We start from the raw sequence: 26,717 nt of genomic DNA on the forward strand, positions 1-26,717 counted from the left end.
GGTTTCGAGTGAGCGGGGTTCGAGTGAGCGGGAGCATCCAGTGAGCGGAGGAACGGACATGGCACGGTTCGCGGGGAAGGTCGCCGTGGTGACCGGCGCGGCGCAGGGCATCGGCGCGGCCACCGCCCGTCGGCTGGCGGAGGAGGGCGCGACCGTCGCGGTGGTCGACCTGACCGCCGAGCGGGCGGCCGGGACGGTCGCCGAGATCACCGCCAAGGGCGGCACCGCCCGGGCCTACGGCTGCGACGTGGCCGACTACGACGCCGTCGACGAGGTCTTCGCCCGGGTCGCCGAGGAGCTCGGCGGACTGCACATCCTGGTCAACAACGCCGGGATCACCCGGGACAACCTGTTCTTCAAGATGCCCAAGGCCGACTGGGACACCGTCCTGACGGTCAACCTGACCAGCGCGTACAACTGCAGCCACGTGGCGCAGAAGTACATGGTCGCGCAGAAGTACGGGAAGATCGTCTCGCTCAGCTCGCGCTCCGCGCTCGGCAACCGGGGCCAGGCCAACTACGCGGCCGCCAAGGCCGGGATCCAGGGGCTCACCGCGACCCTGGCGATCGAGCTGGGCCCGTTCAACATCAACGTCAACGCCGTCGCCCCCGGCTACATCGCCACCCCGATGACGGCCGCCACCGCCGAGCGGGTCGGCGCCACCGCCGAGGACCACCAGACCGAGGTGGCCTCCCGCACGCCGCTGCGGCGGGTCGGGCAGCCGGAGGAGGTCGCCTCGGTGGTGGCCTTCCTGGCGAGCGAGGAGGCCTCGTACGTGAGCGGGCAGACACTGTACGTCAACGGTGGGGCCCGGTAGCTCCGGCCGGGGCGGCTCTCCCGCACCCGTGAGCGAAGTGGGTGGGTGCTGGGTGGATACGGTTGACATTCAGTGAAAATTGCTGACGCGCCCTCACATGGCCGTCCCAGGTGCACGGTTACTTTTCCCTGGGACGGCCTTTACCCTTTCGCGTGGCCGATCATGACCATGTGCCTGGTCAATCGACCCCACCAAATGACTATGGCATGATCATGCGGCACTCGATGGGATGTCCGAACCGACCCGACCGGACCTGGTCGGGCCCTCTGCGTCCCAAGGAGTCCCATGGGCAGCCCCGCCTCCCTCCGCCGTGCCCTGGCTCTGCTCGCCGTGGGGGCCACCGCCCTCACCGCCGGCACCGTCGCCGTTCCGGCCGTCGGCGCCGCGACCGCCGCCCCCGCGCACGACCTCTCGGGCGTCCACGTCCGCCCGGCCTCCTTCGGCCACCACCTCGCCACCACCCGCCCGGCGCCGCTGAGCACCACCCAGTGCGTCAGCCAGATCGGCATCCACTGCTACTCGCCGGTCCAGTACCAGGCGGCCTACAACCTGGCCCCGCTGTACAAGGACGGCATCACCGGCAAGGGCCGGACCATCGTCATCGTCGACTCCTTCGGCTCGCCGACCATCCAGCACGACCTGGAGGTCTTCGACAAGCAGTGGGGCATCAAGGACACCCAGGTCGAGGTGCGGAAGTGGGGCAACGTCCCCGTCTTCGACCCGAAGAACCCCGACCACACCGGCTGGGCCGGCGAGACCACCCTGGACGTCGAGTACGCCCACGCGATGGCCCCCGACGCCCACATCGTCCTGGTCGAGACCGGCGTCGCCGAGACCGAGGGCACCACCGGCCTGCCCGAGATGATGGACGCCGAGAAGGACCTGATCAAGAAGGGCGTCGGCGACGTCATCTCGCAGAGCTTCGGCGCCACCGAGAACACCTTCCCGGGCTACGACAAGGGCGACTTCAAGTCGCTGACCGACCTGCGCTACGCCTTCAAGGCCGCCGCCGACCGCAACGTCACGGTGCTCGCCGCCTCCGGCGACAACGGCGCCACCGACTCGCAGACCAACGGCACCGACCTGTACCCGTTCAAGGTCAACTCCTGGCCGTCCTCGGACCCGCTGGTCACCTCCATCGGCGGCACCCAGCTGACCCTGGACGACAACGGCAAGCGCACCGCGGCCGACAAGGTGTGGCACGACAAGTCCGGCGCCGGCGGCGGCGGCGTGTCCGGCATCTTCTCCCGCCCGTGGTACCAGGCCGGCGTCTCCGACGTCACCGGCAACCACCGCGGCACCCCGGACATCAGCATGAGCGCCGCCGTCGACGGCGCCGCCTGGACCTACGAGTCCTACGACCCGACCGCGGTCGGCTGGCACCTCACCGGCGGCACCAGCGAGGCCACCCCGCTGTTCTCGGGCATCGTCGCGCTGGCCGACCAGCTCGCCGGCCACCGCCTCGGCCAGCTCAACCCGAGCCTGTACGGCCTGAGCCTGCTGCCGAGCAAGTGGAGCGGCATCGTCGACGTCAAGGACGGCGACAACGGCTGGGGCGGCGTCACCGGCTACAACGCCGTCGAGGGCTACGACCTCGCGAGCGGCCTCGGCACCATCGACGGAGCCAAGTTCGTCCACGCGATCGCGGGCGACGTGCAGTTCGACGACAACAGCCAGGGCAACGAGCAGTAAGCGGTGAGGCAGTAAGCAGTCGGTCAGGACGCGGAGCCTGACAGCTGACAAGTAACAGCGAACGGATAACAGATTTCAACATCTGTTATCCGTTCGCTGTTTTCTGTTATCTGTTACCTGTCTTCTGTTCGCTGTTCGGTGTTCGCGGCCTGCCGTCCACCCTCGGCGGCCCGCCGAGGGTGGACGAGGGCGACCGGACCGACCATCAGCCCTGGTCGGCCACCACCGGTGCAGCGGCGGCGAGTTGGGCCAGGTAGCGCTCGGCTGCACGGAGCTTGCGGTTGTCCGGGCCCGGGAGGAAGGCCCGCAGCTCGATGATCTCCGGGGCGATCCGGATCGCCTCCGCCCGGTCGGCGATCGAACGCCAGCAGGCCTCGGCGTTGGTGGCCGCCCGCTGGGTCTCCTGGTGGTCGGCGCCCTGCGAGCGGAGCAGCGTCAGGGCGACCTCGCGGTAGATGCCGGCCGCCTCCGCGGTCCGGCCGGCGAGCCGGCACACGTGGGCGCGCACCTGGCGCACCTGGAGGACCGGCTCGGAGACGGCCCCGTGCTCGGCGATCGCCTCCAGTTCGAGGGCGAAGGCGAGGTCGGTGGCGGCGGCGTGGTCCCCGGCGTCGGCACTGCGGACGATCCGTCCGATCACCTCGCGGTAGTCCTCGCGCGGCGCGTTGGCGGCCGGTGCCTCGGCCGGGGCGGGCGGCTGGTCGGCCGGTGCCTCGGCAGCCGGCACCGCATCGGTCGGAACCTCGGCGGCCGGAACCTCGGCGGCCGGTTCCACGTCCGTCGGGGCGACGTCGGCCGGGACGGCATCGGTCGGCACCGCGTCCTGCGGGGCCTCGGCCGTCGGACCGCTCTCGTCCGGGACGGCGTCCCGGGGCTCCTCGACCGGCTCGACTGTCTCGGTGGGCTCGGTGGGCTCGCCAACCCCCGTGGCACCAACGGCGGTTCCGGCTGCCTCGACCGGCTCCGCGTCCTCCGGCCGGGCCTTGCGCAGCGTGACGCCCGCCGCCGAGGCCTCCTCCGCCGACGACGCGGCATCGGCCGCGGCCGTGGCCGTGGCCGTGACCGCCGCCCCGGCGGGCTTGTGCAGGCTCACCCCCGAAGCCGTGTCAGCGGGCTGCTCGCCCGCCTTGCGCAGGCTGACCGGGCGGGACGGACGGGGCGGGGTCGGCGGCACTCCGGGCTTGACCAGGCTCACCGGCCCGCCGACGGGCGTGACGGGCAGTGGGGCGGGCGCCACCGGTGCCCGCCCGGCCACGGCGTCCTGCGGCTCCGCCTGCCGCGGCAGCGGCAGCGGCAGCGGTGCCACGGCGGGCAGCGGTAGCGGCAGTTCGGACGGCACCGCGTCCGCGACGGGCAGCGCCTCCGGCAGCGGCAGCACGACGTCCGCCACCGGGGCCTCGCCCCGGCGGGCGGTGTTGCGGAAGACCGGGCGGTCCGGGGTGTGGGTGGCCAGGATGACCACGTCCGGCCGCAGCACCGAGTACACCTGCTGGCGCAGCTGCTCGGGGGCGAGCACCTCGCCCGCGCCCGGGCGGCCGCCGTGCAGCGCCTCGATCAGGGCGCGGGTGAAGGTGCCGATCTGCTCCGGGTCCGGGCTGACGACCGCCCACAGCGGGATGCCCTCGGTGAGCGGCGAGACGGTGCCCTGGAGGTAGGGCCAGGCGTTCTGGTCGGCGCTCAGGTCGGCGATGACCAAGGTCTGCCACTCGGCCGGACGGTGGCTCAGTTCGGCGGCGATCGCCTGCCAGGGCAGGCCGTCCTGCCTGGCGTCGCGCAGGGTGAGCTGGAGCTGCCCGCCGCGCTTGTCGGCCACCACGTGCCCGCCCAGGTGGACCAGCAGCGGGCCCGGGTGGCGGGAGGCGGCGCGCAGGTGGGCGAGGACGGTGTGCGGATCGCTGGCGCCGGGGAGGTGGACGGCGTCCACCGCGTCCGCGGCGAGCAGCACCTGCGGCGACACGGCCGCGAGCATCGCGGACAGCACCGGTGCCTGGGCGGGACCGCCCCGGCCCCAGGTGCGGCGGCCGGAGTTGCCGTAACCGCCCTCGATCACCAGGATCCGGCCGCGCGGCGCCGCACCGAGCCCACCCGGGGCCGACGGTGCCGCCGGAGCCGCCGGCACCGCAGCCGCGGACGGCGCCGGTGCCTGGGGCTGAACCTGGGGCTGGGCCCCCGCGGCGGGCAGGCCGGTGAGGGTCCATCCGGTGGGCGCGACCGGCGGCGCGGGCGGCACCGGGGCGGTGAACGCCGCGGGCGGCAGCGGGGGCGCGGGCGGCGGCTCGTACAGTGCGGCGGGTCCGGGCGGGTGCTCCTCGGGCCGCCCTGCGGGCTGCGGCGGTACGGCGTCCCAGGGGCCCGAGTCCGCAGACGGCTCGGGACCTCCGGAAACAGCAGTCGTCTCCGCCATCTTCTGGTCACCGCCCCGCCCCGCCGCGTCCGCGGCGTCTGATGCCCTTGCCTTCGTGGTGCCAGCCACCACGTCCCGTGCGCGCCACCCTACGAGATCCCGGCACACCCGAGCCAGGCCGGGTGGCCGATCGGCGTGCCACGGCGCGGGCACCGGCCACTATCGTGCCGTCATGACCGATCCGGGGCTCCCCCTGCTGTTCCTCGACGTCGACGGGCCCCTGATCCCCTTCGGCGCCCCGCCGCCCGGCGGCTACCCCACCTACCCGGGCCCGGGCGCGGGCCCGTCCGGCAACCCGCTGGTGGCCCGGGTCGACCCGGGGCTCGGGCCCCGACTGCTCGCCCTGCCCTGCCAACTGGTCTGGTCCACCACCTGGTTGACGGACGCAAACGCCTGCCTCGCGCCCCGGCTGGGTCTGCCCCGGCTGCCGCACGTGGACTGGCCGGACACCGACCTGCCGGGTGACGGCAGCACCCTGCACGCCCAACTGCACTGGAAGACGAGCACCTTGGTCGCCTGGGCGGCCGGACGCCGGTTCGTCTGGGTGGACGACGAGATCACCCCGGCCGACCGGCGCTGGGTCGAGGCCAACTCCCCGGGCGCCGCGCTGCTCCACCGCGTCGACCCCCGAGTCGGCCTCACCGAGGCCGACTTCACCACCGTCGACACCTGGCTGCACGCCACCTGACCGCGCTCCGCCTGACCGCACGCCCCCGCCACGACCGACACCGACCGGCCGGACCCGGTGGATCGGGTACGGCCGGTCGGACATCCGGGCGGCCTCGCCTGCTCGGGAACCGTCGACTCAGGACCAGCGGCTCAGGAACCGTCGACTCAGGACCAGCGGCTCAGGACCCGGCGAGCAGGTCCCGCAGCAGGGCGACCGTGTCGGCGTCCAGGTCCCGGCCGGTGCGGCGGCTCAGTGCGTCGAGGCGGTTGACCGCGCGCAGCAGCTGGTCCCGCGCGCCGGCCGACGCGTAGGCGTAGAAGAGGTCCCGGTGCAGGAGTTCGACGTCCGGGGCGACGGCGAGGCCGCGGAAGACGGCGGCCTCGGCGCTGCGGTGGTCGCCGTACTGGAGGCGGCGGGCGGCGAGTTCGTGGGCGGTGTCCACGATCGCGGCGATCATGTCCTGGCGCTCGGCCTCGGCCCAGCCGTAGGAGGCCGGCGGCGCCTCGGCGAACGGGGCACCGCGGACCAGCGCCAGGGCGTGGGCGAGGGCGGCGTCGGCGGTGGCACTGGTGCTGCGCATGCCGCGCCGGTAGAGACTGCGGAACTCGTCCCAGTCGCAGGTGACGACGGGGGCGAAGGAGTAGCCCTCGGTGGTGTCGGTGGGCAGGTGGGCACGGCCGTCCGGCGTGCTGCCGAACCAGGCCGCCAGGTCGGCGAGTTTGGCCGGCAGCGGGCTCCTGGCGTCGGCCGCGGTGGGGTGCGGGTCGAGGTGGGCGGCGCCCGGGTGCAGGTCGTGGTCGAGCGCGTGGTGGTCGGCGCCCGGCCGCAGCGCGAGGTAGACGGCGAGTTCGGTGAGCCGGGGCAGCGCCCCGGGTTCGACGGCGCCGGGGGTGCCCGCCACGTCGACCGGGCCGAGCAGCCGGATCCGGGGGGCGTTGCGCGGGGTGTGCGCCTCCGGGGAGCGCAGGATGGCGAGCAGGTCGTCGCTGTCGCTGCGGCCGGACGTGGTCCGGGCGACGGGCGCGACGGCGGCCGGGCCGGGCTCGACCGTGGCCGGCGCCGTACCGGCGGAGCCGCCCTCTCGGCCGCGGCCAGGACCACCCTCGGGACCGGGGGCGGCCCCGGGGACGACCCTGGGGGCGGGGGCGGGACCGACGCCGGGTTCCGGCCGGGCCGGGACGCGCGGGTCGACGCCGGTGGGCGCGGGCGCGCTCTGGTGCGTCGGCACCGGCTCGGCGGGTGACGCGGGCGAGGCGGGCGAGGCAGGCACGACGGGCGCAGCGGGCACGACGGGCGCCTGCGGGGCCACGGGCCGCACCGGCTGGACGGGGAGCACCGGCACCGAGGCCTCGGCCGGGCCGTCCACCGCCGTCGACTCCGCAGGCCCGGCGGGCCCGGCGGGCCCGACCGGCGCCTCGGCGGGCTCCGCGAATTCCGGGGATTCTGCGGACTCCCCGGACTCCCCCGGCCCGCCCGGCAGCCGCAGGTCGCGGGTGGCCTCGTCGGCGGGCTGCTCCGTCCCGGTGGCCGCCTGCCGCCCCTGCCCGTTGACGGCGAAGCGCGCCGGACCGGGCGGCGTGGGAGCAGGGACGGCGGCGGGCGCGGTCGCAGGAGCGGGCGCGACCGGGTCAGTCCCGGCGAACGGGCTGGCGCCGGTCCCGATGACCCGGGTCAGCAGCCGGGGCCCGGCCGCCGCCCCCGCGTCCTCCTCGGCCGCCGCCCCCGGGGCGCCGACGGCGGCCAGCACCGGTACGGCGAGCGGGAGTTCGGTGGTGTCGGTGTCCTCGTCCGGGTCGAGGCCGGGACCGTCCAGGGTCCAGGCGGGTGCCGGGTGCTGGGTGGTGTCGTCGGCGGCCCGGAGCAGTTCGGCGACCTGGTCGTACTGGTGGTCGTCCAGCCGCTGGAGTTCGACGCTCAGGTGCAGGCCGGGGACGGCGGCCTGGCCGGTGGTCGGCAGGGTCCAGCGGGCGACCGGTCCGGTGCCGCGCTCGGGGGCCCGGGTGATGACGGCGACGCAGGTGCGCGGGCGGGCGTCCAGCAGGCGGCCGAGCTCGGCCGGGGTGTCCCCGCCGGGCTGCTGGGCGCAGAGCACGATCTCCGGCACCCAGGACTCGTCCGCCTGGCCCCGGCTGCGGGCTTCGCGCGGGCTGGTGGCCTCGGCCGCGACCAGGGTGGCGCGGGCCTTGGCGGTGCGCGGGCCGAGCGCGGCGAGCGCCGCCTCCAGGGTGGGGTGGCGGTGGACCCGCTCGGCGGCCGGTCCGGTGATCGGCACCTCCTCGGCGAGGTCCACCAGGTGCAGGTGGAGCCGGTCGGCCAGCGGGCTGTGGGCGAGCTCGATGGCGAGGGTGCGCAGCACGGCGCGGGCGTCGTCGGGGTGCCCGGACAGGTGGAGCAGCCGGACGGCCTCCAGGTCGGCGAGGACCACCGAACCGTCGGGCGAGGTGCCGAGGGTGACCAGCGCGGGGTAGGGCGCGGGGGTCTTGCGGGCCTGGGCCGGGCTCAGCAGGTCGGAGGACTCCTCGCTGCACCACCAGACGTTGGCGGCGTGCGCGGCGCGGAACGGCGCGATCGGGGTGGCCGGGCCGGACAGGTGCAGCTCGATGGTGTGGTCGGGGGTGATCCGGGCCGCCACGATCGCGGGCAGCCGCTTGCCCCCGCGGGTGGTGTGGCGGGCCAGGGTCCGCAGCGAGCGGTCGAGCAGCTCCAGGCCGGCCTGGTCCTGGCGGACCATCAGTTCGTTCTCGAAGGCGGCGGCCTCGGCCTCGGGCATCGCGATGCGGTGGCCGGGGCGGCGGCCGCGCTGCTGGGTGCCGCGCTTGTAGGCGACGGTGCCGACCATGACGGCGGCGAGCAGCACGCCCACGGTGGACGCGGCGAGGGCGACGCTGTAGTCGTCGCTGGGTGCCGGGGAGGCGTGCGCGGCGGGAGCGGGTGCGGGCGCGCGGTCGGGGGCGTGGGTCGGCGCCGGGGACTGGGTGGCCGGCGCGGGCTGGGGCGTGGCGGCGGGGGCGGGCGTCTGCCCGGCTCCCGCTCCGGCCCCGGCCCCGGAACCAGAACCCGCAGGCGCTGGTGCTGGCGTGGACGCGGGCGCGGGCGTCTGCCCGGGCGCCGGTGCGGCCGCTCCGGGCACGGTGAGCACCATCCCCGGCTCCAGCACGTCCGGGTCGGTCAGCCGTTCCCCGTCCGGCGCCTGGACACCCTTGTTGGCCTCGAACAGCTTCGGCCAGGCCTCGGCGTCCCCCAGCTCCCGCTGGGCGATGGCCGACAGGCTGTCCCCGGACCGGACGGTCACCGTCTTCTGCCCGCCCGCCTCCGGCTCCGTCCCGGCCTGTGGCACCTGCGCCGCGGCGGCCGTCGCCGAGGCCGAGGAGTCACCGGGCGAGGAGTCACCGGCCGAAGGGGCCTGGCCCGGCCCTGAGGTCTGGGCGGGCGCCGGGGCCTTCGCCTCGTCCGGCTTGGCGTCCGTCGGCATCAGCAGCTGCCAGCCGGGCTGGATCGGCCGCTCCGCGTCGAAGCGGGTGCCCGAATCGCCCATCACCCGGCCTTCGTTGAGCTTGGCGATCTCCACCCAGCGCTCCCCGGAGCCCAGTTGGCGCTCCGCGATGGACCACAGGCTGTCGGCCGGGCGGCTGTCCCGCACGGTGTAGGTGGGCTGCTGGTCCGCCGCCTGGACGGGCGCCGCGGCGGGTTGCGCGGCGGGCAGTGCGGCCCGGTGCACACCCGGGGTCAACTGCGCCTGGGCGGACGGGCCCTGGGTGAGTTCGGGCACCGCGGCGAAGGCCGAACCGGCCACCGGCAGCAGCGCCAGCACCGAGCCGACCAGCCCGGCCGCCATCCGCTGGCTCCAGCCGAAGGCCGGGATCCGGCGGGCGATCCGGCCGCGCAGCTGGGCGGGGACCTCCAGCAGGACGGAGAGCGCGAAGCACGCCCAGGCCAGCCAGCCGACCACCACCAGCAGCCAGAGGAACAGCCGCCCGTCGTCCGGACTGGTGAGCGCCTCGCCCACCCCGCCGGAGGCGACCTCGCCCATCGAGGCGACCGCCCGGGTGCCGTACAGCAGCAGGGCGGGCACGCCGAACAGCAGGGCGAGCAGGGTGACCAGGGCGGCGAGCGCGGCGAGCACCGCGCCGCCGCGGCCGGGTCGGCGGCGCCCGGGGCGGGCGTGCCCCCTCACCGTCGGCTTGCCGCCCTTCCGGGTTCCGCCGTTCCCGGTTCCGCCCGGGCCGGTGCCGGCCCCAACCGTACGGGCCTGGGCGGTACGGGCCTGGTCCTTGGCACGTGGCGCGGCCATCAGTGGGTCTCCGCTTTCTCGACTCCGTGGACGAGGGTCGCACTGCCCTTGCCCGTTACCTTCCGCTCCCCGAGGGCGCCCAGCAGGACCGGCCGGTAGTCGGCCCGCACGGTGACGGTGACGACCCTGTCGTCGTCGGAGAAGACGACCTCGTCCACCTTCAGGCCGTACCGGTCGAGGTAGATCCCGGCGGCCTGCCGGACGTAGTCCTGGCGGACCTTGAAGCCCTTCCCCTGCAACACGTCCGCCTGGTCGAGCTGCTGGCCGCCGACCCGCGCGGCCTCCTGGGCGTAGGCGTCGGTGCGTTCGGCGACCCGCAGGCGGCCGCCCGCGTCGATCACCAACGCGATGACGAGCACCAGGTAGGCGGCGCAGATCGCCACGAAGAGGGCGACCGCGCCCCGGTCGGACCGCCGCCCGGCCGTACGCCGTCGGCGGTCCCGCAGCCCGCTCAGCACCCGCACCCTCTCCCCCCGATCCACACGGTGTCTCCCCACCGGCTCCCCACCGGGCGCCCCTCGGTGTCGTTGCGTCATCCCCCGAGCGCTCTCCGCTTGCGTCTCCCCCGCGCGGGCCGTCCCCAATCCCCCGGCCGCGCCCGTTGCGGCCCGCGCGCCGCCGCCTGCCGTCGTCATGTGCCGCGGTAGCGGTCCATCACCGAGGTGAACTCCCCGACGAGGTGCTTCGTCACGGGCAGCCCGGACGGTCCGCCGAGCAGGTCGGCGAGTTCGACGTCGCAGGTCACGGTGACCGTCACGGCCACCACCCGGCCGCCCGGCAGGTCCATCGGCGCCTCGGACACCTGGACGTCCGAGGTGCGGCAGGACACGCCCTGCTGGCGCAGCGTCGCGAGCGCGGATTCCTTGGCGGGCCCGTCCACCCCGGCGACGCTGCGCTGGAGCGAGCCGGTCCGGGCCCCGACCCGGGCCGCGGCCTCGACCGTGCCGGCCGCGGTCTGCACCCGCCCGGCGGCGATCGCGAGCAGCACCAGTCCGACCACGCCGGGTACCACGATCGCGGCCTCGATCGCGATCCCGCCCCGGTCCGGCCGCCTCGGCCTCCGCAGCCGCCCGCGCCACCCCGGCCGCGCCGCCCGCCCCGGCCGTCCCGACCGGTCGGCACCGGCCCGCGCCGACCGCCTCACGGCTTCACCACCGGGGGGACGAAGCGCTCGCGCGGCGCCTCGGCGAACTGCCGGACGGTGGGCCCGGTGAGCCCGGGGATCAGCAGCGGCGGCGTCAGCTCCACGGTCACCTTGATGGTGTCGTCCGAACTGCCGTCCGTCCCCACCTGGTACGCGTGCACGCCCTGCCGGTCCAGGAAGTCCCGGGCCTGCCGCGCGGCGGCCTCCGTCGCCGCCGACGCCGTCGCGTTGCCCTGCACCCGGCCGGCGTCCACGCCCTCCCGGGCGGCGGTGAGCGCGACCTGCCGGTCGTACCAGATCAACGCGGCCTGGACGACCAGCAGCAGGAGCAGCAGGACGACCGGGAAGACGATGGCCAGACTGATGCTCATCGATCCCCGGTCGCCCCGACGGCGGAGCGGACGACGACGGACCCGGATCACTTGGTGGCGCCCCCCGCGCCGCCCGCGGCGCCACCGCCGGGCAGGTTCGGGTCCTGCTCGACCTTGGTGACCACCTTGTCCTTCAACAGGTACAGCGCGGTCGCGACGGCCCCGGCGACGAACACCAACGCGATGATGGCGAGGGCGAGTTCGATGCTGATGGCGCCGCGGTCGCCGCGTGCCCGGGCGGCCCGCAGCCGGCCCATCCGCAGCGTGAACAGCAGCAGGGCGAACTGCACGGGCAGCAGGACGGGCCGCAGCACCCGGCCTGCCAGCTGGGCGAGTCGTACGGTCATCGGGGTCTCCCGGGGTGTGGTGTGTGGTGTCAGCTGCTCGGTCGGGAACGTCACGGAAGGTCAGTTGAGCATCTGGTGGAGTGCGGGGAAGACGATCAGGACGGTCATCAGCAGGGTCAGGGCGGCGCCCGGCGCGACCATCCGCTCGCTGTCGGCGTTGGCCCGGGCCAGGTCCTCGGCGAGCAGTTCGCCGCGCAGGCCCTTGGCCCGGGCCCGCAGGGTGTCGTACACGGCGGCGCCGTCGGTGCCGGACAACCGCATGATGTCGGCCACGTCCTGGAGCGGGGTGAGGCCCAACTCCTCGGCCAGCGCGTCCAGTCCGGCCCACGGCGGGAGCCGGTCGGTGGCCGCGCGCTCCAGCGCGTCGCGGATCCGCCGGAACACCACGCCCTGCCCGACCGAGGCCGCCCGGCGCAGCGCCTCGGCGGGGCCGCAGTCGGCGGCCCGCTCCATCGCGACGAGTTCCAGGTAGGCGGCGATGCCGTGCAGGTACTCGGTGCGGGCCTCCTTGGCCTCGCCGCGCACCACGCCGTCCGGGACGAACCACAGCAGCCCGGCCAGCAGCGGCCCGGCGACGAGCGGCAGCGCGAACGGCAGGCCGACGTCCATCAGCACGGCCATCGCGCCCAGGTAGGCGGGCAGCAGCAGGCCGAGCGCGGCGAACAGCAGCTTGTGCACCATGAAGCGGGCCGGGGTGCGGCCGATCAGGGCGAGTTCGCGGCGCGGGATCGTCACCCCGCGCAGGGTGAGCGAGCGCTCGCCGATCCGGTCGTACCAGCGCGGCCGTTCGTCCGGGTCCGGTTCGCGGTCGGCCGGGGTGCGGTGCAGCCGGTCCAGCGCCTGGCGCAGGTCCGGTGGCGCGGGGCGCAGTTCGGCGACCAGCAGGGCGAGGCCGCCGGCCGCGACGGCGCCGGCCAGCACGGACCAGGGGGAGATCACCGGACCTCCCCGAGCCGCTCGGCCGGCTCCGGCGCGGACCCGCGCAGCCGGCGCCCGCTCCTGCTGCGCCGGTCCGGGGCGAGCAGCCGGGGCACCGGCGGGTGCGCGGCCAGGGCCCGCATCCAGGCGATGATCGCGACGAACAGGGCGGCGACCACGGCCAGCACGATCTGGCCGAGGAAGGTCCCGTACGGGCGGGTGTACTCGCTGTTGAAGGAGCCGATCGTGACGACCAGCACGATGATGCCCACCAGCCAGCGGATGGTGGTGCGGTGCTTGGCCCGGTCGGCCTCGATGGCGCGGCGCTGGCGGACCTCCTCGCGCACCGACTCGGCCATGTCGGAGAGCGTCCGGGCCAGCCCCGGGCCGCTGTCCCCGGCCCGCAGCACCAGGGCGGCGAGCACCTTGTCGGCGGTGGCGTCGGCCAGGCTGTCGGCGAAGGCGTGCAGCGCCTCCTCGGGCCGCCAGCGGGCCTGCAGCCGGGCGGCCAGTTCGCCGATCTCCTCCTCCAGGGCGGCGGGGGCGGTGCGGCGGCTGGTGACGATCGCCTGGTTGAGGCCGACCCCGAGCAGCAGCACGTCGGCGATCCGCTGGGTCCACTCGGAGAGCGCCTCCAGCCGCTCGATCCGGTGGGTGTCCGGGCGGGTGGTGTCGAACAGCCAGGGCAGGCCGAAGACCGCCAGCGGCACCAGCAGCGCGGTCAGCGGGATGCGGGTGAACAGCCAGGCCAGCGGGGCGCCGACGAGGGCCAGCGGCAGCTGGATCCGGCGCAGCCGCACCATCCGCAGCGAGGCGCTGCCGGGGGCGCCGTACCAGAACACGTGGGCGCGGCCCGCCAGCGGGTTGTCCCGGCCGGCCGGCTCGTCCTCGTCGGCGGGTTCGCTGCCGCGCGCCCAGGCCACCAGGGCGACCAGGCCGCCCGCGAGCGCCAGCCCGCACAGGGCGAAGAGCAGCATCATCGCGGGCCACCGCCGATCCGCAGCTGGAGCGGGGCGGCCCAACTCCCGTACCGGGAGCCGAGCAGCGAGGCGTCGAAGCCGGCCCGGCGCAGGTCGTCCAGGCACTGCGGCGGGGTGTGCGGGACGGCCCGCGGCTCGCCGAGGTCCGGCCGGGGGCCGAACACGGTGTTCAGCGCGGGCCGGCCGCTCTCGCCGAGGCCGGTGACCTCCAGGACGTGGGAGACGAAGCGGTGCCGGCGGCCGCCGACGGCGGTCTCGTCGACCATGGAGACGTGCACGATGAGGTCCAGGGCGTTGGCGGTGAGCCGGTAGGCGAGCGCGTCGGTCATGTGCGAGCCGTACTCGAGGCAGAGTTCGGCGATGCGGTCGACGACCATGTGCGGGCCGCGGGCGTGCAGGGTGCACATCGAGCCGCCCTCGCCGTTGGTCATCACCCGCAGCATCGGGACGACCTCGCCGGAGCGGACCTCGCCGACGATGATCCGGGAGAGGGTCATCCGCAGCGCGGCCGGGATGAGGTCGCCGATCGTCAACTCCCCGGCCAGGCGGCCCTCGACGCGCTCACCGTTGCCCTCCCGGGCCTCCATCGGGACGACCTGGCGCAGGTGGCCGAGGGTGTGCAGCCAGAGCTCGAACTCCGACTCCAGGGTGCCGATCCGCTCGTCCGGCGGGATCTCGGCGGCCATCGCGCGCAGCAGGCTGGTCTTGCCGACGCCCTGGGTGCCGGTGATCATCACGTTCTTCCGGGCCCGGATCGCGGCGGCCAGGAAGGCGGCCAAGGACCCGTCCAGGGTGCCGAGTTCGACCATCTCGGGGAGTGTCGCGGAGGCCACCCGGTGACGGCGGATCGCCACGTACGGGCGGGGCGTCACCTCGGTCAGCGCCTGGAGGCGCATGCCGCCCTCCAGGCGCAGGGCGAGGGTGGGGCTGGCGGTGGACAGGCTGCGCTCGCCACCGCCGTGCTGGCGGGCCAGGTCCTGGAGCAGTTCGACGAGTTCGGCGTCGCTGTCGGCCACCGGCGGTACCTGGCGCAGGGGTTGGTGCACCTTGGAGACCCAGACGTCGTCGCAGCCGTTGACCAGGATGTTCTCGATCTCCGGGTCGTCCAGGTAGGGCTGCAGCCGGCCGGCCCGGAACAGCAGGTCGAAGACGGCCTCGGCGAGGGCGCGGTCCTGCTCCCGGGTGGGCGGGATGCCGTGGGTCTGGGCGTACGCGTCGGACCAGCGGGCGACCGCCTCCTCGATCAGCGCACGGCCGCGCTGCCGGCGGGTGGCCCGGTCCGGCTCGGCCCCGGAGGTGGTGGTCAACCGGGTGATCTGCTGGTGCAGTTCGGCCGCGACCTGGCGCTTGAGCTCGCGCGCGACCTGGGTGTCGACGGCCGGCCGGGTGGCGCTGCCGCGCACGTCCAGCGAGGGCAGCTGGGCGGGCACGGCGGTCGGCCCGGCGGCGGCGCCGCCGCCCGGGACGGCCGGCCCCTGGGTCGCGGACTGCGGCAGCCCGGGCTGGGGCACGACGGGGCCCGGCCGGTACGCCTGCGGCGGCGGTGCGGCGGCCGGGACGGGCGCGGCCCAGGGCAGGGCGGCCGGGTCGGCCGTCGGGTGCTGGTGCAGGGGGCTACCGCGCACGGAGCACCTCCCCGGGGTCGTAGGGGTGGCGGTCGTCGGTCCGCCGGTCGGTCACGGTCGGCTGCTGGAGCTGGTAGGGGCCGTCCTCCTCGCCGGCCGGCCCGGCGGCCCCCTGGACGTGCGCCGGGAACGGCGCCGGGGCGGCCGGCTGCGGCGCCAGCCCGGCGAGCGGCGCGACCGGGCCGGTGACGATCACCGGCGGGGCGTACGAAGGCGGTTCCGCCTCACCGGGGACGGGCCCGGGGGCCGCCTGGCCGTACCCGGGCCGGCCGTGGCCGGACTGCGGGTGGGTGGGCTGCTGGTAGCCGGGCTGCGGGTGGCCGGGCTGGGCCTGCCCCTGGTACGTCCGGTCCGGGTACACCTGCTGCCCGTACCCGGTCTGCCCGTACGGGCTCGGCGCGGGCATCACGGGCGCGGGCGGCGTCGGCGCGGGCGGCACCGGCGTCGGCGCCACCGGCGCGGCCGGCCCGCCGGTCGCGGTACCGGTCGCCGCGGGCCCGCCCGGCGCCGCGCCCAGGGCGGGCGCCGGTGCGGCCGCCGGGCTCGCGGTGGGCGCGAGCCGCTGCCGCCGTCGGCGGACCAGCAGCTGCACCTCGTCCGCCGCCGACCGCGCCGTGCGCATCAGCTCCGAGCGGATGAACCGCCGGTCGGTGGTGTCCCCGCCGTCGGAGAGCACCCGGGCGGTGCGGGGGGCGTGCGGCAGCTCGCCGAGCACCGGCAGGCCGAACTCGCGGGAGACCTCGGCGCCCGAGTACGGCCCCTCGGAGACCAGCAGCAGTCCGAGCGCGTCCGTCCCGGTCCCGGCGGCGGCGAGGTCCTCGCCGAGCGCGGCGAGCCGCGGCCGGGCGGCGCTCAGCCCGCGCAGCGTGCTGCGGACCGTCACCGCCACCACGTCGGCCCGGCGGGCCAGCACCGCGCCGGCCCCGGTGGCGCCGGAGCGGCCGAGGTCGACGATGACGTCGTAGCCCTGCTGCTCGATGCCGTGCAGCAGTTCGGCGAGCGGCTCCCAGGTGTAGGTGAGGCCGGAGGCCTGGACCGGGTCGGTGAGGCCGGGCAGCAGCAGCCGCTCGGCGTCGCCCTCGGGCGAGAGGTCGATGAGCTGTTCCCAGATGGTCTGGGCGAGCAGTCCGCGCCGGTCGGCGACGGCCAGGTTGCGCAGCCCGTACACCGCCTCGACCCGGCCCTCCAGGGCGCCGGCCAGCACCGCGCCGCCGTCCGGGTCGGCCTCGACCAGCAGGATCCGGCGGCCGGGCTGGAGCGGCCAGGCGAGCAGCAGTGCCAGGGCGGTGGTGGTCGCCCCGGGCGCGCCCGGGCCGCCGACCACCGCGATCACCGCCATCAGGCGCCACCCGCCCCGGCCGGGGTCGAGGGCCCGCCACCGCCCGTGGGGGCCGCGCCGCCGGGGGGCGTCGTGCCCGAGGGTGCGGCGCCGGTGGGGGCCGCGCCGGAGGGGGCGGTCGAGGGTGAGGCCGGGGCGCCGCCGTCCGTGGCCGCGCGCGGGGCCAGCAGTACCTGGATCCGTCCGCCGGCCACCCACTGCGCCAGCCGCGGCCCGTCCGCCGTGCCGACCGCCACGTCGACCACCTGGCTGCCGTCGGTGTCCACCCGGCCGACGGTGATGACCGTCGCGGCCAGCGAGTCGGGCCGGCCGTTGTCGGGGGTGTTGACCACGACGATCTGCACCCCGGGCTGGAGCCGGCTGGCGGGCAGCTGGGTGCGCTTGGCCGACACCCCGACCACGATCTGCCCCGGCTGCACGGTCAGGCCCCGCGCGAGGTCCGAACCGGTCAGCATGGCACCACGCTTGAGGTCGGTGGCGGCCCGCAGGCCGACCGCCCTGGCCCGGTCCTGGGCGGAGACCGGCCGCAGCGCCGGGTCGCCCGCGATCCGGGCCACCACCAGGTCGTCGTCGGTGATGACCTGCCCCCAGGGCACGTCCCGGGCGAGCGCCAGCACCGCGACCCGCTGACCGGTGCTGTTGTAGAGGACGGCGCCGCCGAGCCCGCCGGCCGCGATCAGCGCGACCGCCATGGCGAGCACCGCGGGGCGCCGGCGCCGGGCCCGCAGGGTGCGGCCGGGCGCGTGTGGCGTGGCCCGGCCCTGTTCCTGCTGCTGCGGTACCGCCACGGACACCGCGGCGCCCGCCGGCGTGCCGGACCCCGGCGTCGCGAATGTACGGTTCTCCACCGGGTTCCGCCCTTCCCTCGTTCGCTCTTCTGCTCGTCAGTGGCCGAACGGCCCTTGTGGTGCCGTCAGTTGAGGACCTGCACCTCGGCGACCTTGAGCGCGAGGTCCGCTCCGCGCGGCATGTCGATGTCGAAGGTCTTCGCCTGCGGCCCGGTGATCACCACATGGGCCCGCCAGTGCGCGGTCACGGTGCCGGTGAAGACACCGCCCTTGCGGGTGCCCGAGCCGGCCGCGAACTCGTAGCCGCAGTCGGGGGACTTCGCGTCCTTGTAGACGGGGTCGTACGGTGTCCCGGCCGTGGCGCAGTCCACCGTCATCCCCTGGCCGAAGTCCCAGGTCATGCCGTCCAGTTGCGCGGTGACGGTGACGGAGGCGCCCGGCACCGCGAGCGAACTCGGCTTGGGCGCCACCATTCCCTCGGCCCAGAGCCAGACCGGCGCCTTCACCACCGCGGTCTCCTTGGGCGCGAGGCCCGCCTTCGGCGCCGGGAAGACCATCCGGTCGGCGAGCAGCTTCGCCTGGACGGTCAGGTTGATCACCGGGGTCGCACCCGCCGCGTTGCTCACGAACTGGGTCTGCAGGCCGTCCTGCCCGCCGGCGGTCTGCGGGCAGACCTTGGAGTAGACCGTTCCCTCCGAGGGCTTGTGGCCCTCCCAGGCCTTGTCGCCCTCGGCCGGCTGCTGGTCCAGGGGCCGGAAGTAGCACCCGACGTCGCTGTTGAAGTAGCCGCGCTCCGGGTCGTAACAGGCCCACTGGGTGTCGTGGTAGCTGCACAACTGCGGCCCGCCGCCCCCGGTGTCGCCCCCGCCCTGCGAGGTTCCGGGCGTGCTGGTGCTGCTGCCGCCGGTGCCGGTGTGCGAGCAGATCACGTTCAGGGAACAGTTATCCGCCCCGGTGCCCGGTGGTTCGTCCGCCGTCGCCGTCACCGCCGAGGACAACAGCAGTCCGGCGGACAACGAAGCGACGACCGCGAACCGTCGGGCCGGTTTCCTTGCGTTCAGCATGTCCGGTCCACCTCCCGCTTGAAGTCGTAGATCAGCCAGTGCGCTTGGAACCATCGCAGGGACGCGGTCGCGGCATAGCGGTTCAGTCGGCCGACCGGATCCTTCGCGGTACGGGTGACGGCATCGACGCTGTGCCAGTCCGAGAGGTCGACGCAGTCCTCGATCACGGCGGTCTGCGGATCGGCATTCAGGTCGACGGCCTTCACCACCGCCGAATTCCGCGGCATTCCGGTCATCACCAGTTTGGCGTCGTGGAGTTGACGGAGGTCGACCAGGGCGTCGGACAGGGCCCGACCGGAGGAGTACGCCTCGAGCGCGGAACCGTCCGAATCCGTACGCCCGTAGGCCGTGGCCTGCGCCTGCCACCAGTCCTGATACGTCCTCAGGGCCAGCCGCCCCCGGGCCCCTTCCGGCCCGTCGGTCGGCGCGATCGCGCCGTTTGCCGGACCACCCGAAGGAGTTAACGGGTTCACTCCCGCAACCGTGGGCACGGGCGACCCGAGACGATCCACGGAACCACCGCCACCACCACTCGCACAAGCGCCGAGCAGCAACACCAGAACCGCCCCGCCAGTCCCGATCGCCCCAGGGCGCAACACATTTCCGCGCTGCCGCATCGCCCCACCTCGTCGCGACCGAGCCGATCCGTGATCAACGGTCGCCAGGAGAATTCCGAAGACCCGCCGATGTTTCCACTGGGGATCGATTCTTCGCCAACCCACCCCATCACGGCAACACCTCAGGCCCCCTGACCTTACGCGGAAGGCGGTTCCGTCGGGGCACTTTCCCGCCACAGAACGGCCAACAGTTCTTCGGAAAGCGACAATCCGGCCAATGCGCCCCGAACAGCGGCCCGATTGCGCATCAACAGGCGCCCGCCGTGCGGCGGAACGAGCAGGCGCGCGCCCGGCGTACCCGGACCGCCGGACGGATCGCCCCCGTCCAGCAGTCCGGCCACGGCGGGCTGGAGGTCCAGCGGGGCGACCGCCGCCGGGGCGCCCGGGACGCCGTGGTGCAGGACGGTGGTGAGCGCCCGGCTGAACGAGCCCTCCTCGCCCGGCAGTACGGCGTCCCGGCCGCGTCTGCCCGGGGCGTAGCGGCCGATCCGGCCCCACAGCGGGACCCGGGAGTAGCTGAGCAGTTCGCCCGCGCTGTCCTCGCCGGGCCGTTCCAGCGCCGTCCAGGTGTCCCGGTCGGCCACCGCGTCGACCAGCAGCAGGGCCTCCTCCTGGTCCCCGTGCACCATCGCGCTGACCACCCAGTCCCAGGCCAGGCCGCGCCGGTAGGCGTTGCCGGGGGTGCTGCCACCGGTGACCAGGGCGAGCCGGCGCCCGCGCGGGTCGGCCACCAACTGGCCGACCAGGCAGACCACCAGCCAGCGGCCGGGGCGCCGGGCCGCGTCCCGGACGGCCGTGAGCATCGCGTTGGCGTCCGCGTCCGGCGCCACGGCCGTCACCCGGCAGCCCGCGGCGCCGGTGTCGAAGCACATCCCGGGCAGCACCTCGGCCAACAGCCGGGCGCCCGCCGGGGCGTGCGCCGACCCGCCGTAGGCCCGCTCGGGCCCGCCGTCCGCACCGATCACCACCAGATCGACCCCGCCGGCCATCCGTCCGCCCCCTCCTGCGCCCGCCCCTCCACCGATCCCGACGCGGGGCAGGCTACCGCTCCGGCCGGGCGCCGACGGGGCTCCCGGCCCGTCCGCTCAGGGACCATGGGCCCTATCGACGCCCGCGCCGACCGAGGACGATCGGACGCATGGAGCGTGAGGACCGAGTGCAGACCCTGAGCGAGGCCGAGTGCCTACGGCTGCTCAGCACCGTGCCCGTCGGGCGCGTGGTGTACACCGAGCACGCGCTGCCGGCCGTCCTGCCGGTCTCCTTCGAGGTCCTGGACGGGCGGCTGGTGCTCGCCGTGCGCCGGGGAAGTGCCACCGCGCGCGGGCTCGACGGCACGGTGGTGGCCTTCCAGGCGGACCTGCTGGACCCGGTGACCCGCACCGGGTGGAGCGTGCTGGTGCACGGCCGGGCCGACGCCGTCAGCGAGCCCGAGCAGGTGCGCCGGGTGCTGCGCTCCGGGCTGCGGCCGTGGGTGGGGGACCCGGAGCCGCTGTTCATCGCCCTGGTGCCGGAACTGGTGAGCGGCCGCCGGCTGTTCCCGACCGGGCAGGGCTCGCTCGGGCAGGGCTCGCTCGGGCAGGGCTCGCTCGGGCAGGGCTCGCTCGGGCAGGGCTCGCTCGGGCAGGGCTCGCTCGGCCGACCGCTGCTGCGGCCCTGAGCTCGGGTTTCGCACTCCGCTCCTGACAGGTACCGGCGGGTAGGCATACGCTTCCGGCGTCCTGCCCCGTGACCCCTCCCCGGGGCCGTCCCCTCCAGGAGCGCACCGTGACGACCTTCGCCTCCCTCGCCGAGCTGACCGCCGCCGTCGGCACCGAGCTGGGCACCAGCGAGTGGCACACCATCGACCAGCGGAAGATCGACCTGTTCGCCGAGGCGACCGGCGACCACCAGTGGATCCACGTCGACCCGGAGCGGGCGAAGGAGAGCCGGTTCGGCTCGACCATCGCGCACGGCTACCTGACCCAGTCGATGATCCCGGTGCTGGCCAAGGAGTGCTACGGCGTCGAGGGCGTGCGGATGGCGCTGAACTACGGCTCGGACAAGGTGCGCTTCCCGGCCCCGGTGCCGGTCGGCACCGCGATCCGGGCCACCGCCGAGCTGCTCTCGGCCACCGAGGTGCCGGGCGGGGTCCAGGCGGTGGTGCGCTTCACCATCACCAGCGAGCAGAGCGACAAGCCGCACTGCGTCGCGGAGGCGATCACCCGCTTCTACGCGTAGCGGCGGGCCGGCGACGGGCGCGCGGCCCGGACGCCGGGCACCCGCACCGCGCGGGGGCCGGGCTCGGCGCCGGCGGCGCGTGCCGGGTACGCCGATTGGACCGCGCCGGGCTCTTCGCCGGGTCCGAACGGCCCACGGCGAGTAACGTCCGACGAGATGGTTGTCGTACCCCAGTGGCCCCACGGCCCCCGGGGTACGCGCCCCGGCCTGCCCGGTAGCCGTGACCGTCCCAGGAGGAGCCGTGCCCCGCCCCGTCCCGTGGTTCTCCCGTCTCGCCGGTCTGACGTCACAGTTCGCACCGCCGCCCAGCGCACCGGACGCCGACCGGGCCGCGCTCGGCTGCGGCGCCCCGGAGCGCGCACTCCCCGGCCTCGCCGGGCTGCCCCGCGCCGCCTGGCACCGGGTCCGCACCGACGCCTTCGGGGCCGACCCCCGGGGCGAGCGGCTGGCCCGGATCCGCCGCTCGCCGCAGTTCTCCGACGGCGCCTTCCGCAACCCGGTGCCCACCCGCCGCCTGGTCTACGAGCGCAGCCCGCTGGAGATCACCCTCGCCCAGCTGAGCGGGGACAAGACCCGCCGGGCGCCGTCCGCAGCGGTGCCGGTGCACCGGCTGCTCCCGGTCGACCTCGCCGCCCCGCCTGCCTCCGGACTGCGGCTCACCTGGCTGGGGCACGCCACCGTGCTCGCCGAGATCGGCGGGCGGCGCGTCCTGATCGACCCGGTCTGGGGCGAGCGCTGCTCCCCCTTCGGCTGGACCGGCCCCAAGCGGCTGCACCCGGTACCGCTGCCGCTGTCCGAACTCGGGCCGGTGGACGTGGTGGTGATCTCGCACGACCACTACGACCACCTCGACATGCGCACCGTGAAGGCCCTGATCGGCAGCGGCGCGGTGTTCGCCGTACCGCTCGGGGTCGGGGCGCACCTGGAGCACTGGGGCGTGCCGGCCGGGCGGATCGTCGAGCTGGACTGGTGGGAGTCGGCCGAGGTCGCCGGACTGACCCTGACCGCCACGCCCGCCCGGCACTACTGCAGCCGGGGTCCGCGCACCAGCGCGCTGTTCCTCTGGGCGTCCTGGGTGGTCGCGGGCGGCGGGCACCGGATCTTCCACAGCGGGGACACCGGCTACTTCCCCGGCTTCGCGGAGATCGGCCGCCGGCTCGGCCCGTTCGACGCCACGATGATGCAGGTCGGGGCGTACAGCGAGTTCTGGCCCGAGGTGCACATGACCCCGGAGGAGGGCGTCCGGGCGCACCTGGACCTGGGCGGCGAGCTGCTGCTGCCGATCCACTGGTGCACCTTCAACCTGGCGATCCACCCCTGGGAGGAGCCCGCCGAGCGCGTGGTCACCGCCGCCCAGGCGCTCGGCGCCCACCTGGCGGTCCCCCGCCCCGGCAAGCCCTTCGAGCCCGCCGACCCGCCGGCCCTGCGGCTGTGGTGGCGCGCCGTCGCGGCCAGGCCGCGCGGCATCGAGCCGCTGGTCGCGGAGCGGACGGAGGTGCGGGAACAGGCGACGGGTTTCAGCGAACAGATTTCAAACTCTGTCATCTGAAATCTGTTCGCTGAAATCTGTCATCTGTTATCTGTTCGCTGTTATCTGTTCGCCGTCAGCTGTTCGACGCCGTCCCCCGGCGGCGCCGGATCACCGCCCAGCCCGCCTCCTGCACCACCAGGGTGAGCACCCCGGCCAGCACGATCCCCAGCAGGTTCAGCAGCAACTGCACGCTGGATCCCCAGAATTGGTCGACCTTGCCGTACCCGAGCGCGACCGCCGCATTGGCCGCGGCGGGCACGGTGGTGACCGAGATCGCGACGCCCACCAGGGTGCCGGCCTTCGCCGAGGTCAGCGAGAGCAGCCCGGCGACGCCCGCCAGGAAGGCGACCACGAAGGAGGTCGCGTCGGGCTGCCAGATGAACGAGGTGTTCGGACGCGCGGCGTCGAACCGCTCCTCCGAGAAGAGCCCCAGCGCGTCCATCAGCAGTCCGAAGCAGACCGTCAGCGCCATCGCCACCAGGAAGCCCGTGACCAGGGCGTTCAGCGAGCGCAGCGCCGGGCGCGCGCGGCGCTGGACGATCGCCACGCAGAGCCCGGCCAGCGGCCCGAACTCCGGGCCGACCGCCATCGCGCCGACGACCAGGATGGCGCTGTCCAGCACCGAGCCGCAGGCCGCCAGCATGGTGGCGACGGTGAGGAAGGCCAGGAACACCCAGGTGAGGGTGGACTCCTCGTGGGTGATCTCGGAGACCGATTCCCACACCAGCGCGTCGGCCCCCTCCCCCGGGGCGAGCCGCTCGGCCTCGTCGGCCGCCGCCGAGAGGCTCAGGTCGAGCGCCGAGACGTCGATCGCCCCGCGCTCGACCAGGCCCGTCCCGCGCAGTGCGCCCAGCACCTCGTCCAGCGCCTCCCGGGCCACGTCGCAGAGCACCACGTCCCCGGCGGGCCGGACGGCCGCGTCCGGCAGGACCACCACGTGGGTGACCCCGACGGAGTCGTCCAGGCAGCCGAGCACCGGCTCGCGCAGGTCGGGCGGGACGATCAGGCGAAGGTGCAGCACGGGCTCTCCGGTACGTAGCGGACGGATCGGAAATCCCGCCCACCCTAGAACCTGACGCCCCGCCCGCCCTCGCGGCCCGCTCTCTCGGCCCGCTCTCTCGGCCCGTCCCTCGCGGCCCGTCCCGCCGACACATGAGCCCCGCTCAGCCCGCGAGGACGTCCCGCAGCGCCCGGGCCTCCTTCACCACCCGGCTCGACCCACCCTGCTCCGCCGCCGCCGTCACCTCGGCCACCGCGCCCCGCGCCCCGCCCCGCCGGGCGCAGTCCGCGGCGAGCGCGAGCAGGTCCCCGAGCCCGCGGACGGTCGGCCCGGACGTGCCGAGCAGCTCGGGCAACGCGGCCCGCAGCACCGTCCACACCGTCCGGTGCGCGCCGGTCTCCGCCGCCTGGCCGAGCACCGCCACCAGCCGGGTCGGCTTGACCGCCCCGAGCGGGACCAGTTCGCCCAGCTCGCGCCCGAGCAGCCCGCCGTCGAGCTCCCCGCGCGCGGCGAGCACCAGCAGCGCGTCGAGGGCGCCGGTCCGGTCCTCGGCGTGCCGGGCGCCCAGCCCGTACGCGAGCGCCAGGTGCAGCGCGAGTCCGGCGGGGCCGCCGGACTCGGCGAGCAGCGGGAGGTGGCGCGCGGCCCCGCGCTCGTCCCGGTCGGCGCCCGCGGCGAACTGGTCGAGCCAGCGGGCGGCCAGCTCCTCCCGGTGGTGGGGCAGGACCGCCACCCAGTGCGGGACCGGCCGCCAGACCCACTCCTCGACGGCGCGGGCCCGGGAGACGCTGGGCCCGGTCGGGTCGAGCAGCTTGCGGAACTCCGGGGCGAGCCGCTCGCCGGCCGGCCCCGTCGGCCCGGAGCCGGTGCCCGGCTGGGCGACGACGATCCGCTCGATCTCCTCCCACCAGCGGTCCAGGTAGGTCCGCCGGCTCCGCACGCCCCGGCCGGGCGCGAAGAGCACCCGTTCGGAGGGCTGTCCGGGCAGGCCGCCGGTGCGCAGCCAGTGCGCCAGCCACCGCCCGGCGGGCGAGGTGAGCGCCTCGGCGGCGGCCAGCACCTCGGGCTCGGCGGTCGGCCGGACCCTGAGCAGGGCCGCGCACAGGTCGGCCTGGCCGGGGGTGATGCGCGCCGCCTGGTACCCGGCGAGGCGTTCGACCAGCGCCGCCGGTTCGATCGCCCCGGTGGTGTCGGTCGGGACGGCGAGCAGGTAGGGCGGGCGGTTGGCGGTCACCTGCCAGGCGGCCTCCTCCAGCCGGGCGGCGAGGACGGTGCCGTGCGGGCTGGTGCGGGGGCCGCGCAGCGGGGTGCGTCCGCTGCCGGTGAGGGCGTCCCAGAGCCGGCGTGACGGCGTCTCGCCCGCCAGCGCGGCCACCACGTAGGAGATGTCCCGGGGCGTGCAGTCGGCCCAGTGGCCGGCGCCCTGCCAGGGGTGCGTCCGGCGGACGGGTTCCAGTGCCGCGAGGAGCGCGGCCCGGTCCAGGTGGGCCTGCCGGACCAGTCCGTCCAGCACCCGTTCGAAGGCGGCGACCTCGGGCTCCCGGGCCGCGAGCAGCGCGGAGAGCTCCTCGGCCAGCTCGGCCGCCGAGCCGATCGGTGCCCCGAGCGGGCGCGGCCCGGGCACCGGCGGCAGGATCTCCTCCGATCCGCCCGCCGGGTCGTCGCCGCCACCGCCACCGACCGGGGCGCCGAACAGTTCCCCGGCCCGGGCGTGGTGGGCGGGGTGGAGCAGTTCGGCGGCGCCGCGCAGCTCGGGCAGCACGGCCGCGCCCGCCGCGGCGAGGTGACGGGCCACCACGTTCAGCGCCCGCTCCTGGACGCCGGGGTCCGGGTGGCCGAAGGCTCCGGCCGCCGCGAGCACCACCGGCCCGGAGCGGTCGGGCGCGCGCCGGGCGGCCTTCTCCAGCCAGGCCAGTTGGGCCCTGACCAGCTTCTTCTCGGTCCGGAACAGCACCACCGCGGAGGCCTCGGTGAGCGTCTCCGGCTCGATCAGCCCGGCCTCGTCCAGTCCGGCGAGCACCTCCTGGGCGTGGCCGGCGATCACCGACAGCCCGTCCAGCAGCGCCAGGACGTCCCGTACCCTGGCCGCGTACTCCTCGGGTGTCGGGTCGAGCGCGCGCAGCAGTTCCAGGAAGGCCCGCTGGTCGGCGGCCTTGCCGCCGCGCAGCAGCCGGGCCAGGCAGCGGTCGAGCAGTTCGACCCGGTCCACCAGCCCGGCCGCGGCCAGGTCGGCGATCGCCTCGGTCCAGACGTCCCCGCGGCGGGGGCTGTGCCGGCGGGTCAACGTGCCACCGATGTCGGCGAGTTCGAGGATCCGGGGCAGTAGGACGGGCGTCAGGGCGTCGGCCCGCAGCCGCTCGACCAACGGCGGCCGGGGGCCGTACTCGGTGGACAGGGCGCCGAACCAGCCCCGGACGAAGGGCTCGCTCACCGGCACGGCGCAGCCGGTGCGCCGGACGATCGCCTCGACCAGCGGGTGCATCGACCAGCCCCAGGAGCGCACCGGCCGCTGGGCGAGCCGGGTGGCCACCTCGATCTGCCACTCCTGCGGCTGGGACTCGACGACCACGTGCAGGGCCGGGTGCCGGGCCCAGTCGCGGCTGCCGAAGTCGGTACCGGCGAGCCAGGTGGCGGCGCCCGCCGGGCCGGGGTGGCAGCCGGCTCCGGCGATCAGCAGGGCGCCCCGGGTGTCCGTCCCGGACTGCGACCAGTCGTCGCGCAGCTCCTTGCGCAGCTCCCTGAGCGCGGCCAGGCACTCCCGCCGCTGGACCTTGTCCAGCTCGGCCAGCAGTTCCGGGACGGCTTCGACGAACCCGACCCGGACGGCCGCGAGCAGTTCCCCGACCGGCCCCGCCGTCCGCTCCACGATCTCCGCCTCCGCCTTCGCCATCTTCGCCACCTT

General features: G+C 75.6%; 22 protein-coding genes. 6 read left to right on the forward strand and 16 right to left on the reverse strand.

Going from position 1 to position 26,717, the window contains the following annotated elements; all coding sequences use genetic code 11:
• The first annotated feature begins 58 nt into the window (after positions 1-58).
• Both fabG and ACFY2K_RS05425 read left to right on the forward strand, forming a co-directional pair.
• Positions 59-817: a 3-oxoacyl-ACP reductase FabG gene (gene fabG / locus ACFY2K_RS05420; RefSeq protein WP_380407496.1), complete on the forward strand. Its 759-nt coding sequence runs from the start codon at positions 59-61 to the stop codon at positions 815-817.
• A 285-nt stretch (positions 818-1,102) separates the two neighbouring features.
• Positions 1,103-2,509, forward strand: coding sequence for a S8 family serine peptidase (locus ACFY2K_RS05425; RefSeq protein ID WP_375884975.1), 1,407 nt, complete (start codon positions 1,103-1,105; stop codon positions 2,507-2,509).
• A gap of 205 nt (positions 2,510-2,714) precedes the next feature.
• On the opposite strand, the gene ACFY2K_RS05430 is transcribed toward ACFY2K_RS05425, so the two are convergent.
• On the reverse strand, positions 2,715-4,913 hold the full coding sequence (locus ACFY2K_RS05430) for a hypothetical protein (protein ID WP_387709741.1): 2,199 nt from the start codon (positions 4,911-4,913) through the stop codon (positions 2,715-2,717).
• A gap of 172 nt (positions 4,914-5,085) precedes the next feature.
• Between ACFY2K_RS05430 and ACFY2K_RS05435 the strand changes: the two genes are divergently transcribed.
• On the forward strand, positions 5,086-5,601 hold the full coding sequence (locus ACFY2K_RS05435) for an HAD domain-containing protein (RefSeq protein WP_380594646.1): 516 nt from the start codon (positions 5,086-5,088) through the stop codon (positions 5,599-5,601).
• A gap of 160 nt (positions 5,602-5,761) precedes the next feature.
• Here the strand turns inward: ACFY2K_RS05435 and ACFY2K_RS05440 are convergent, their stop codons facing one another.
• From ACFY2K_RS05440 to ACFY2K_RS05500, 13 genes are all read right to left on the reverse strand, one after another.
• Positions 5,762-9,874, reverse strand: a complete 4,113-nt coding sequence (locus ACFY2K_RS05440; RefSeq protein ID WP_387709743.1) for a LysM peptidoglycan-binding domain-containing protein — start codon at positions 9,872-9,874, stop codon at positions 5,762-5,764.
• Complete coding sequence (locus tag ACFY2K_RS05445) at positions 9,874-10,356, reverse strand: hypothetical protein (RefSeq protein ID WP_375884965.1); 483 nt, start codon at positions 10,354-10,356, stop codon at positions 9,874-9,876. Before ACFY2K_RS05445 ends, ACFY2K_RS05440 begins: the two co-directional genes overlap by 1 nt.
• Before the next feature lie 149 nt (positions 10,357-10,505).
• Positions 10,506-10,874, reverse strand: coding sequence for a pilus assembly protein (locus ACFY2K_RS05450; RefSeq protein WP_375884962.1), 369 nt, complete (start codon positions 10,872-10,874; stop codon positions 10,506-10,508).
• A gap of 140 nt (positions 10,875-11,014) precedes the next feature.
• Positions 11,015-11,389 (reverse strand): TadE/TadG family type IV pilus assembly protein, encoded by a 375-nt coding sequence (locus tag ACFY2K_RS05455; protein ID WP_375884959.1) that lies wholly within the window; start codon positions 11,387-11,389, stop codon positions 11,015-11,017.
• Between the two features lie 47 nt (positions 11,390-11,436).
• Positions 11,437-11,736 (reverse strand): hypothetical protein, encoded by a 300-nt coding sequence (locus ACFY2K_RS05460; RefSeq protein ID WP_387709745.1) that lies wholly within the window; start codon positions 11,734-11,736, stop codon positions 11,437-11,439.
• A gap of 60 nt (positions 11,737-11,796) precedes the next feature.
• Positions 11,797-12,675 carry a hypothetical protein gene (locus ACFY2K_RS05465; protein WP_375884955.1) on the reverse strand — a complete coding sequence of 293 codons (879 nt, stop codon included), beginning with the start codon at positions 12,673-12,675 and terminating at the stop codon, positions 11,797-11,799.
• On the reverse strand, positions 12,672-13,634 hold the full coding sequence (locus ACFY2K_RS05470; protein ID WP_380526866.1) for a type II secretion system F family protein: 963 nt from the start codon (positions 13,632-13,634) through the stop codon (positions 12,672-12,674). Before ACFY2K_RS05470 ends, ACFY2K_RS05465 begins: the two co-directional genes overlap by 4 nt.
• Entirely contained in the window at positions 13,631-15,259 is a 1,629-nt protein-coding gene (locus ACFY2K_RS05475; protein ID WP_387709748.1) for a CpaF family protein, read from the reverse strand. Before ACFY2K_RS05475 ends, ACFY2K_RS05470 begins: the two co-directional genes overlap by 4 nt.
• Positions 15,249-16,598 carry a hypothetical protein gene (locus ACFY2K_RS05480; protein WP_380641962.1) on the reverse strand — a complete coding sequence of 450 codons (1,350 nt, stop codon included), beginning with the start codon at positions 16,596-16,598 and terminating at the stop codon, positions 15,249-15,251. The genes ACFY2K_RS05475 and ACFY2K_RS05480 overlap by 11 nt, the downstream gene beginning before the upstream one ends.
• The gene (locus ACFY2K_RS05485; RefSeq protein WP_387709750.1) at positions 16,598-17,446 is read right to left on the reverse strand and encodes an SAF domain-containing protein; all 849 of its coding nucleotides are present in this window, start codon (positions 17,444-17,446) and stop codon (positions 16,598-16,600) included. The genes ACFY2K_RS05480 and ACFY2K_RS05485 overlap by 1 nt, the downstream gene beginning before the upstream one ends.
• A gap of 65 nt (positions 17,447-17,511) precedes the next feature.
• Positions 17,512-18,450, reverse strand: a complete 939-nt coding sequence (locus tag ACFY2K_RS05490; protein WP_380593729.1) for a hypothetical protein — start codon at positions 18,448-18,450, stop codon at positions 17,512-17,514.
• On the reverse strand, positions 18,444-18,923 hold the full coding sequence (locus ACFY2K_RS05495) for a hypothetical protein (RefSeq protein WP_375884940.1): 480 nt from the start codon (positions 18,921-18,923) through the stop codon (positions 18,444-18,446). Before ACFY2K_RS05495 ends, ACFY2K_RS05490 begins: the two co-directional genes overlap by 7 nt.
• A gap of 281 nt (positions 18,924-19,204) precedes the next feature.
• Positions 19,205-20,056, reverse strand: coding sequence for a hypothetical protein (locus tag ACFY2K_RS05500; protein WP_375884939.1), 852 nt, complete (start codon positions 20,054-20,056; stop codon positions 19,205-19,207).
• A 149-nt stretch (positions 20,057-20,205) separates the two neighbouring features.
• Between ACFY2K_RS05500 and ACFY2K_RS05505 the strand changes: the two genes are divergently transcribed.
• From ACFY2K_RS05505 to ACFY2K_RS05515, 3 genes are all read left to right on the forward strand, one after another.
• Entirely contained in the window at positions 20,206-20,724 is a 519-nt protein-coding gene (locus ACFY2K_RS05505; RefSeq protein ID WP_387709753.1) for a pyridoxamine 5'-phosphate oxidase family protein, read from the forward strand.
• A gap of 107 nt (positions 20,725-20,831) precedes the next feature.
• Positions 20,832-21,284 (forward strand): MaoC family dehydratase, encoded by a 453-nt coding sequence (locus tag ACFY2K_RS05510; RefSeq protein WP_380404942.1) that lies wholly within the window; start codon positions 20,832-20,834, stop codon positions 21,282-21,284.
• Between the two features lie 379 nt (positions 21,285-21,663).
• Positions 21,664-22,833 carry an MBL fold metallo-hydrolase gene (locus tag ACFY2K_RS05515; RefSeq protein WP_375885300.1) on the forward strand — a complete coding sequence of 390 codons (1,170 nt, stop codon included), beginning with the start codon at positions 21,664-21,666 and terminating at the stop codon, positions 22,831-22,833.
• A 55-nt stretch (positions 22,834-22,888) separates the two neighbouring features.
• On the opposite strand, the gene ACFY2K_RS05520 is transcribed toward ACFY2K_RS05515, so the two are convergent.
• Entirely contained in the window at positions 22,889-23,836 is a 948-nt protein-coding gene (locus ACFY2K_RS05520; protein WP_380526875.1) for a DUF389 domain-containing protein, read from the reverse strand.
• 142 nt (positions 23,837-23,978) lie between these two features.
• The gene (locus tag ACFY2K_RS05525; protein ID WP_387709755.1) at positions 23,979-26,705 is read right to left on the reverse strand and encodes a DUF6493 family protein; all 2,727 of its coding nucleotides are present in this window, start codon (positions 26,703-26,705) and stop codon (positions 23,979-23,981) included.
• Between the last annotated feature and the right edge of the window lie 12 nt (positions 26,706-26,717).

Origin of the sequence: Kitasatospora sp. NPDC001309, assembly GCF_042896295.1 — a bacterium.
GTDB lineage: Bacteria > Actinomycetota > Actinomycetes > Streptomycetales > Streptomycetaceae > Kitasatospora.

Excerpts from the sequence above, each read along its gene's own strand:
- fabG (WP_380407496.1), top strand. The coding sequence starts at position 59 with ATGGCACGGTTCGCGGGGAAGGTCGCCGTGGTGACCGGCGCGGCGCAG.
- ACFY2K_RS05425 (WP_375884975.1), top strand. The coding sequence starts at position 1,103 with ATGGGCAGCCCCGCCTCCCTCCGCCGTGCCCTGGCTCTGCTCGCCGTG.
- ACFY2K_RS05430 (WP_387709741.1), bottom strand. The coding sequence starts at position 4,913 with ATGGCGGAGACGACTGCTGTTTCCGGAGGTCCCGAGCCGTCTGCGGAC.
- ACFY2K_RS05435 (WP_380594646.1), top strand. The coding sequence starts at position 5,086 with ATGACCGATCCGGGGCTCCCCCTGCTGTTCCTCGACGTCGACGGGCCC.
- ACFY2K_RS05440 (WP_387709743.1), bottom strand. The coding sequence starts at position 9,874 with ATGGCCGCGCCACGTGCCAAGGACCAGGCCCGTACCGCCCAGGCCCGT.
- ACFY2K_RS05455 (WP_375884959.1), bottom strand. The coding sequence starts at position 11,389 with ATGAGCATCAGTCTGGCCATCGTCTTCCCGGTCGTCCTGCTGCTCCTG.
- ACFY2K_RS05460 (WP_387709745.1), bottom strand. The coding sequence starts at position 11,736 with ATGACCGTACGACTCGCCCAGCTGGCAGGCCGGGTGCTGCGGCCCGTC.
- ACFY2K_RS05470 (WP_380526866.1), bottom strand. The coding sequence starts at position 13,634 with ATGATGCTGCTCTTCGCCCTGTGCGGGCTGGCGCTCGCGGGCGGCCTG.
- ACFY2K_RS05480 (WP_380641962.1), bottom strand. The coding sequence starts at position 16,598 with ATGGCGGTGATCGCGGTGGTCGGCGGCCCGGGCGCGCCCGGGGCGACC.
- ACFY2K_RS05490 (WP_380593729.1), bottom strand. The coding sequence starts at position 18,450 with ATGCTGAACGCAAGGAAACCGGCCCGACGGTTCGCGGTCGTCGCTTCG.
- ACFY2K_RS05500 (WP_375884939.1), bottom strand. The coding sequence starts at position 20,056 with ATGGCCGGCGGGGTCGATCTGGTGGTGATCGGTGCGGACGGCGGGCCC.
- ACFY2K_RS05505 (WP_387709753.1), top strand. The coding sequence starts at position 20,206 with ATGGAGCGTGAGGACCGAGTGCAGACCCTGAGCGAGGCCGAGTGCCTA.
- ACFY2K_RS05525 (WP_387709755.1), bottom strand. The coding sequence starts at position 26,705 with ATGGCGAAGGCGGAGGCGGAGATCGTGGAGCGGACGGCGGGGCCGGTC.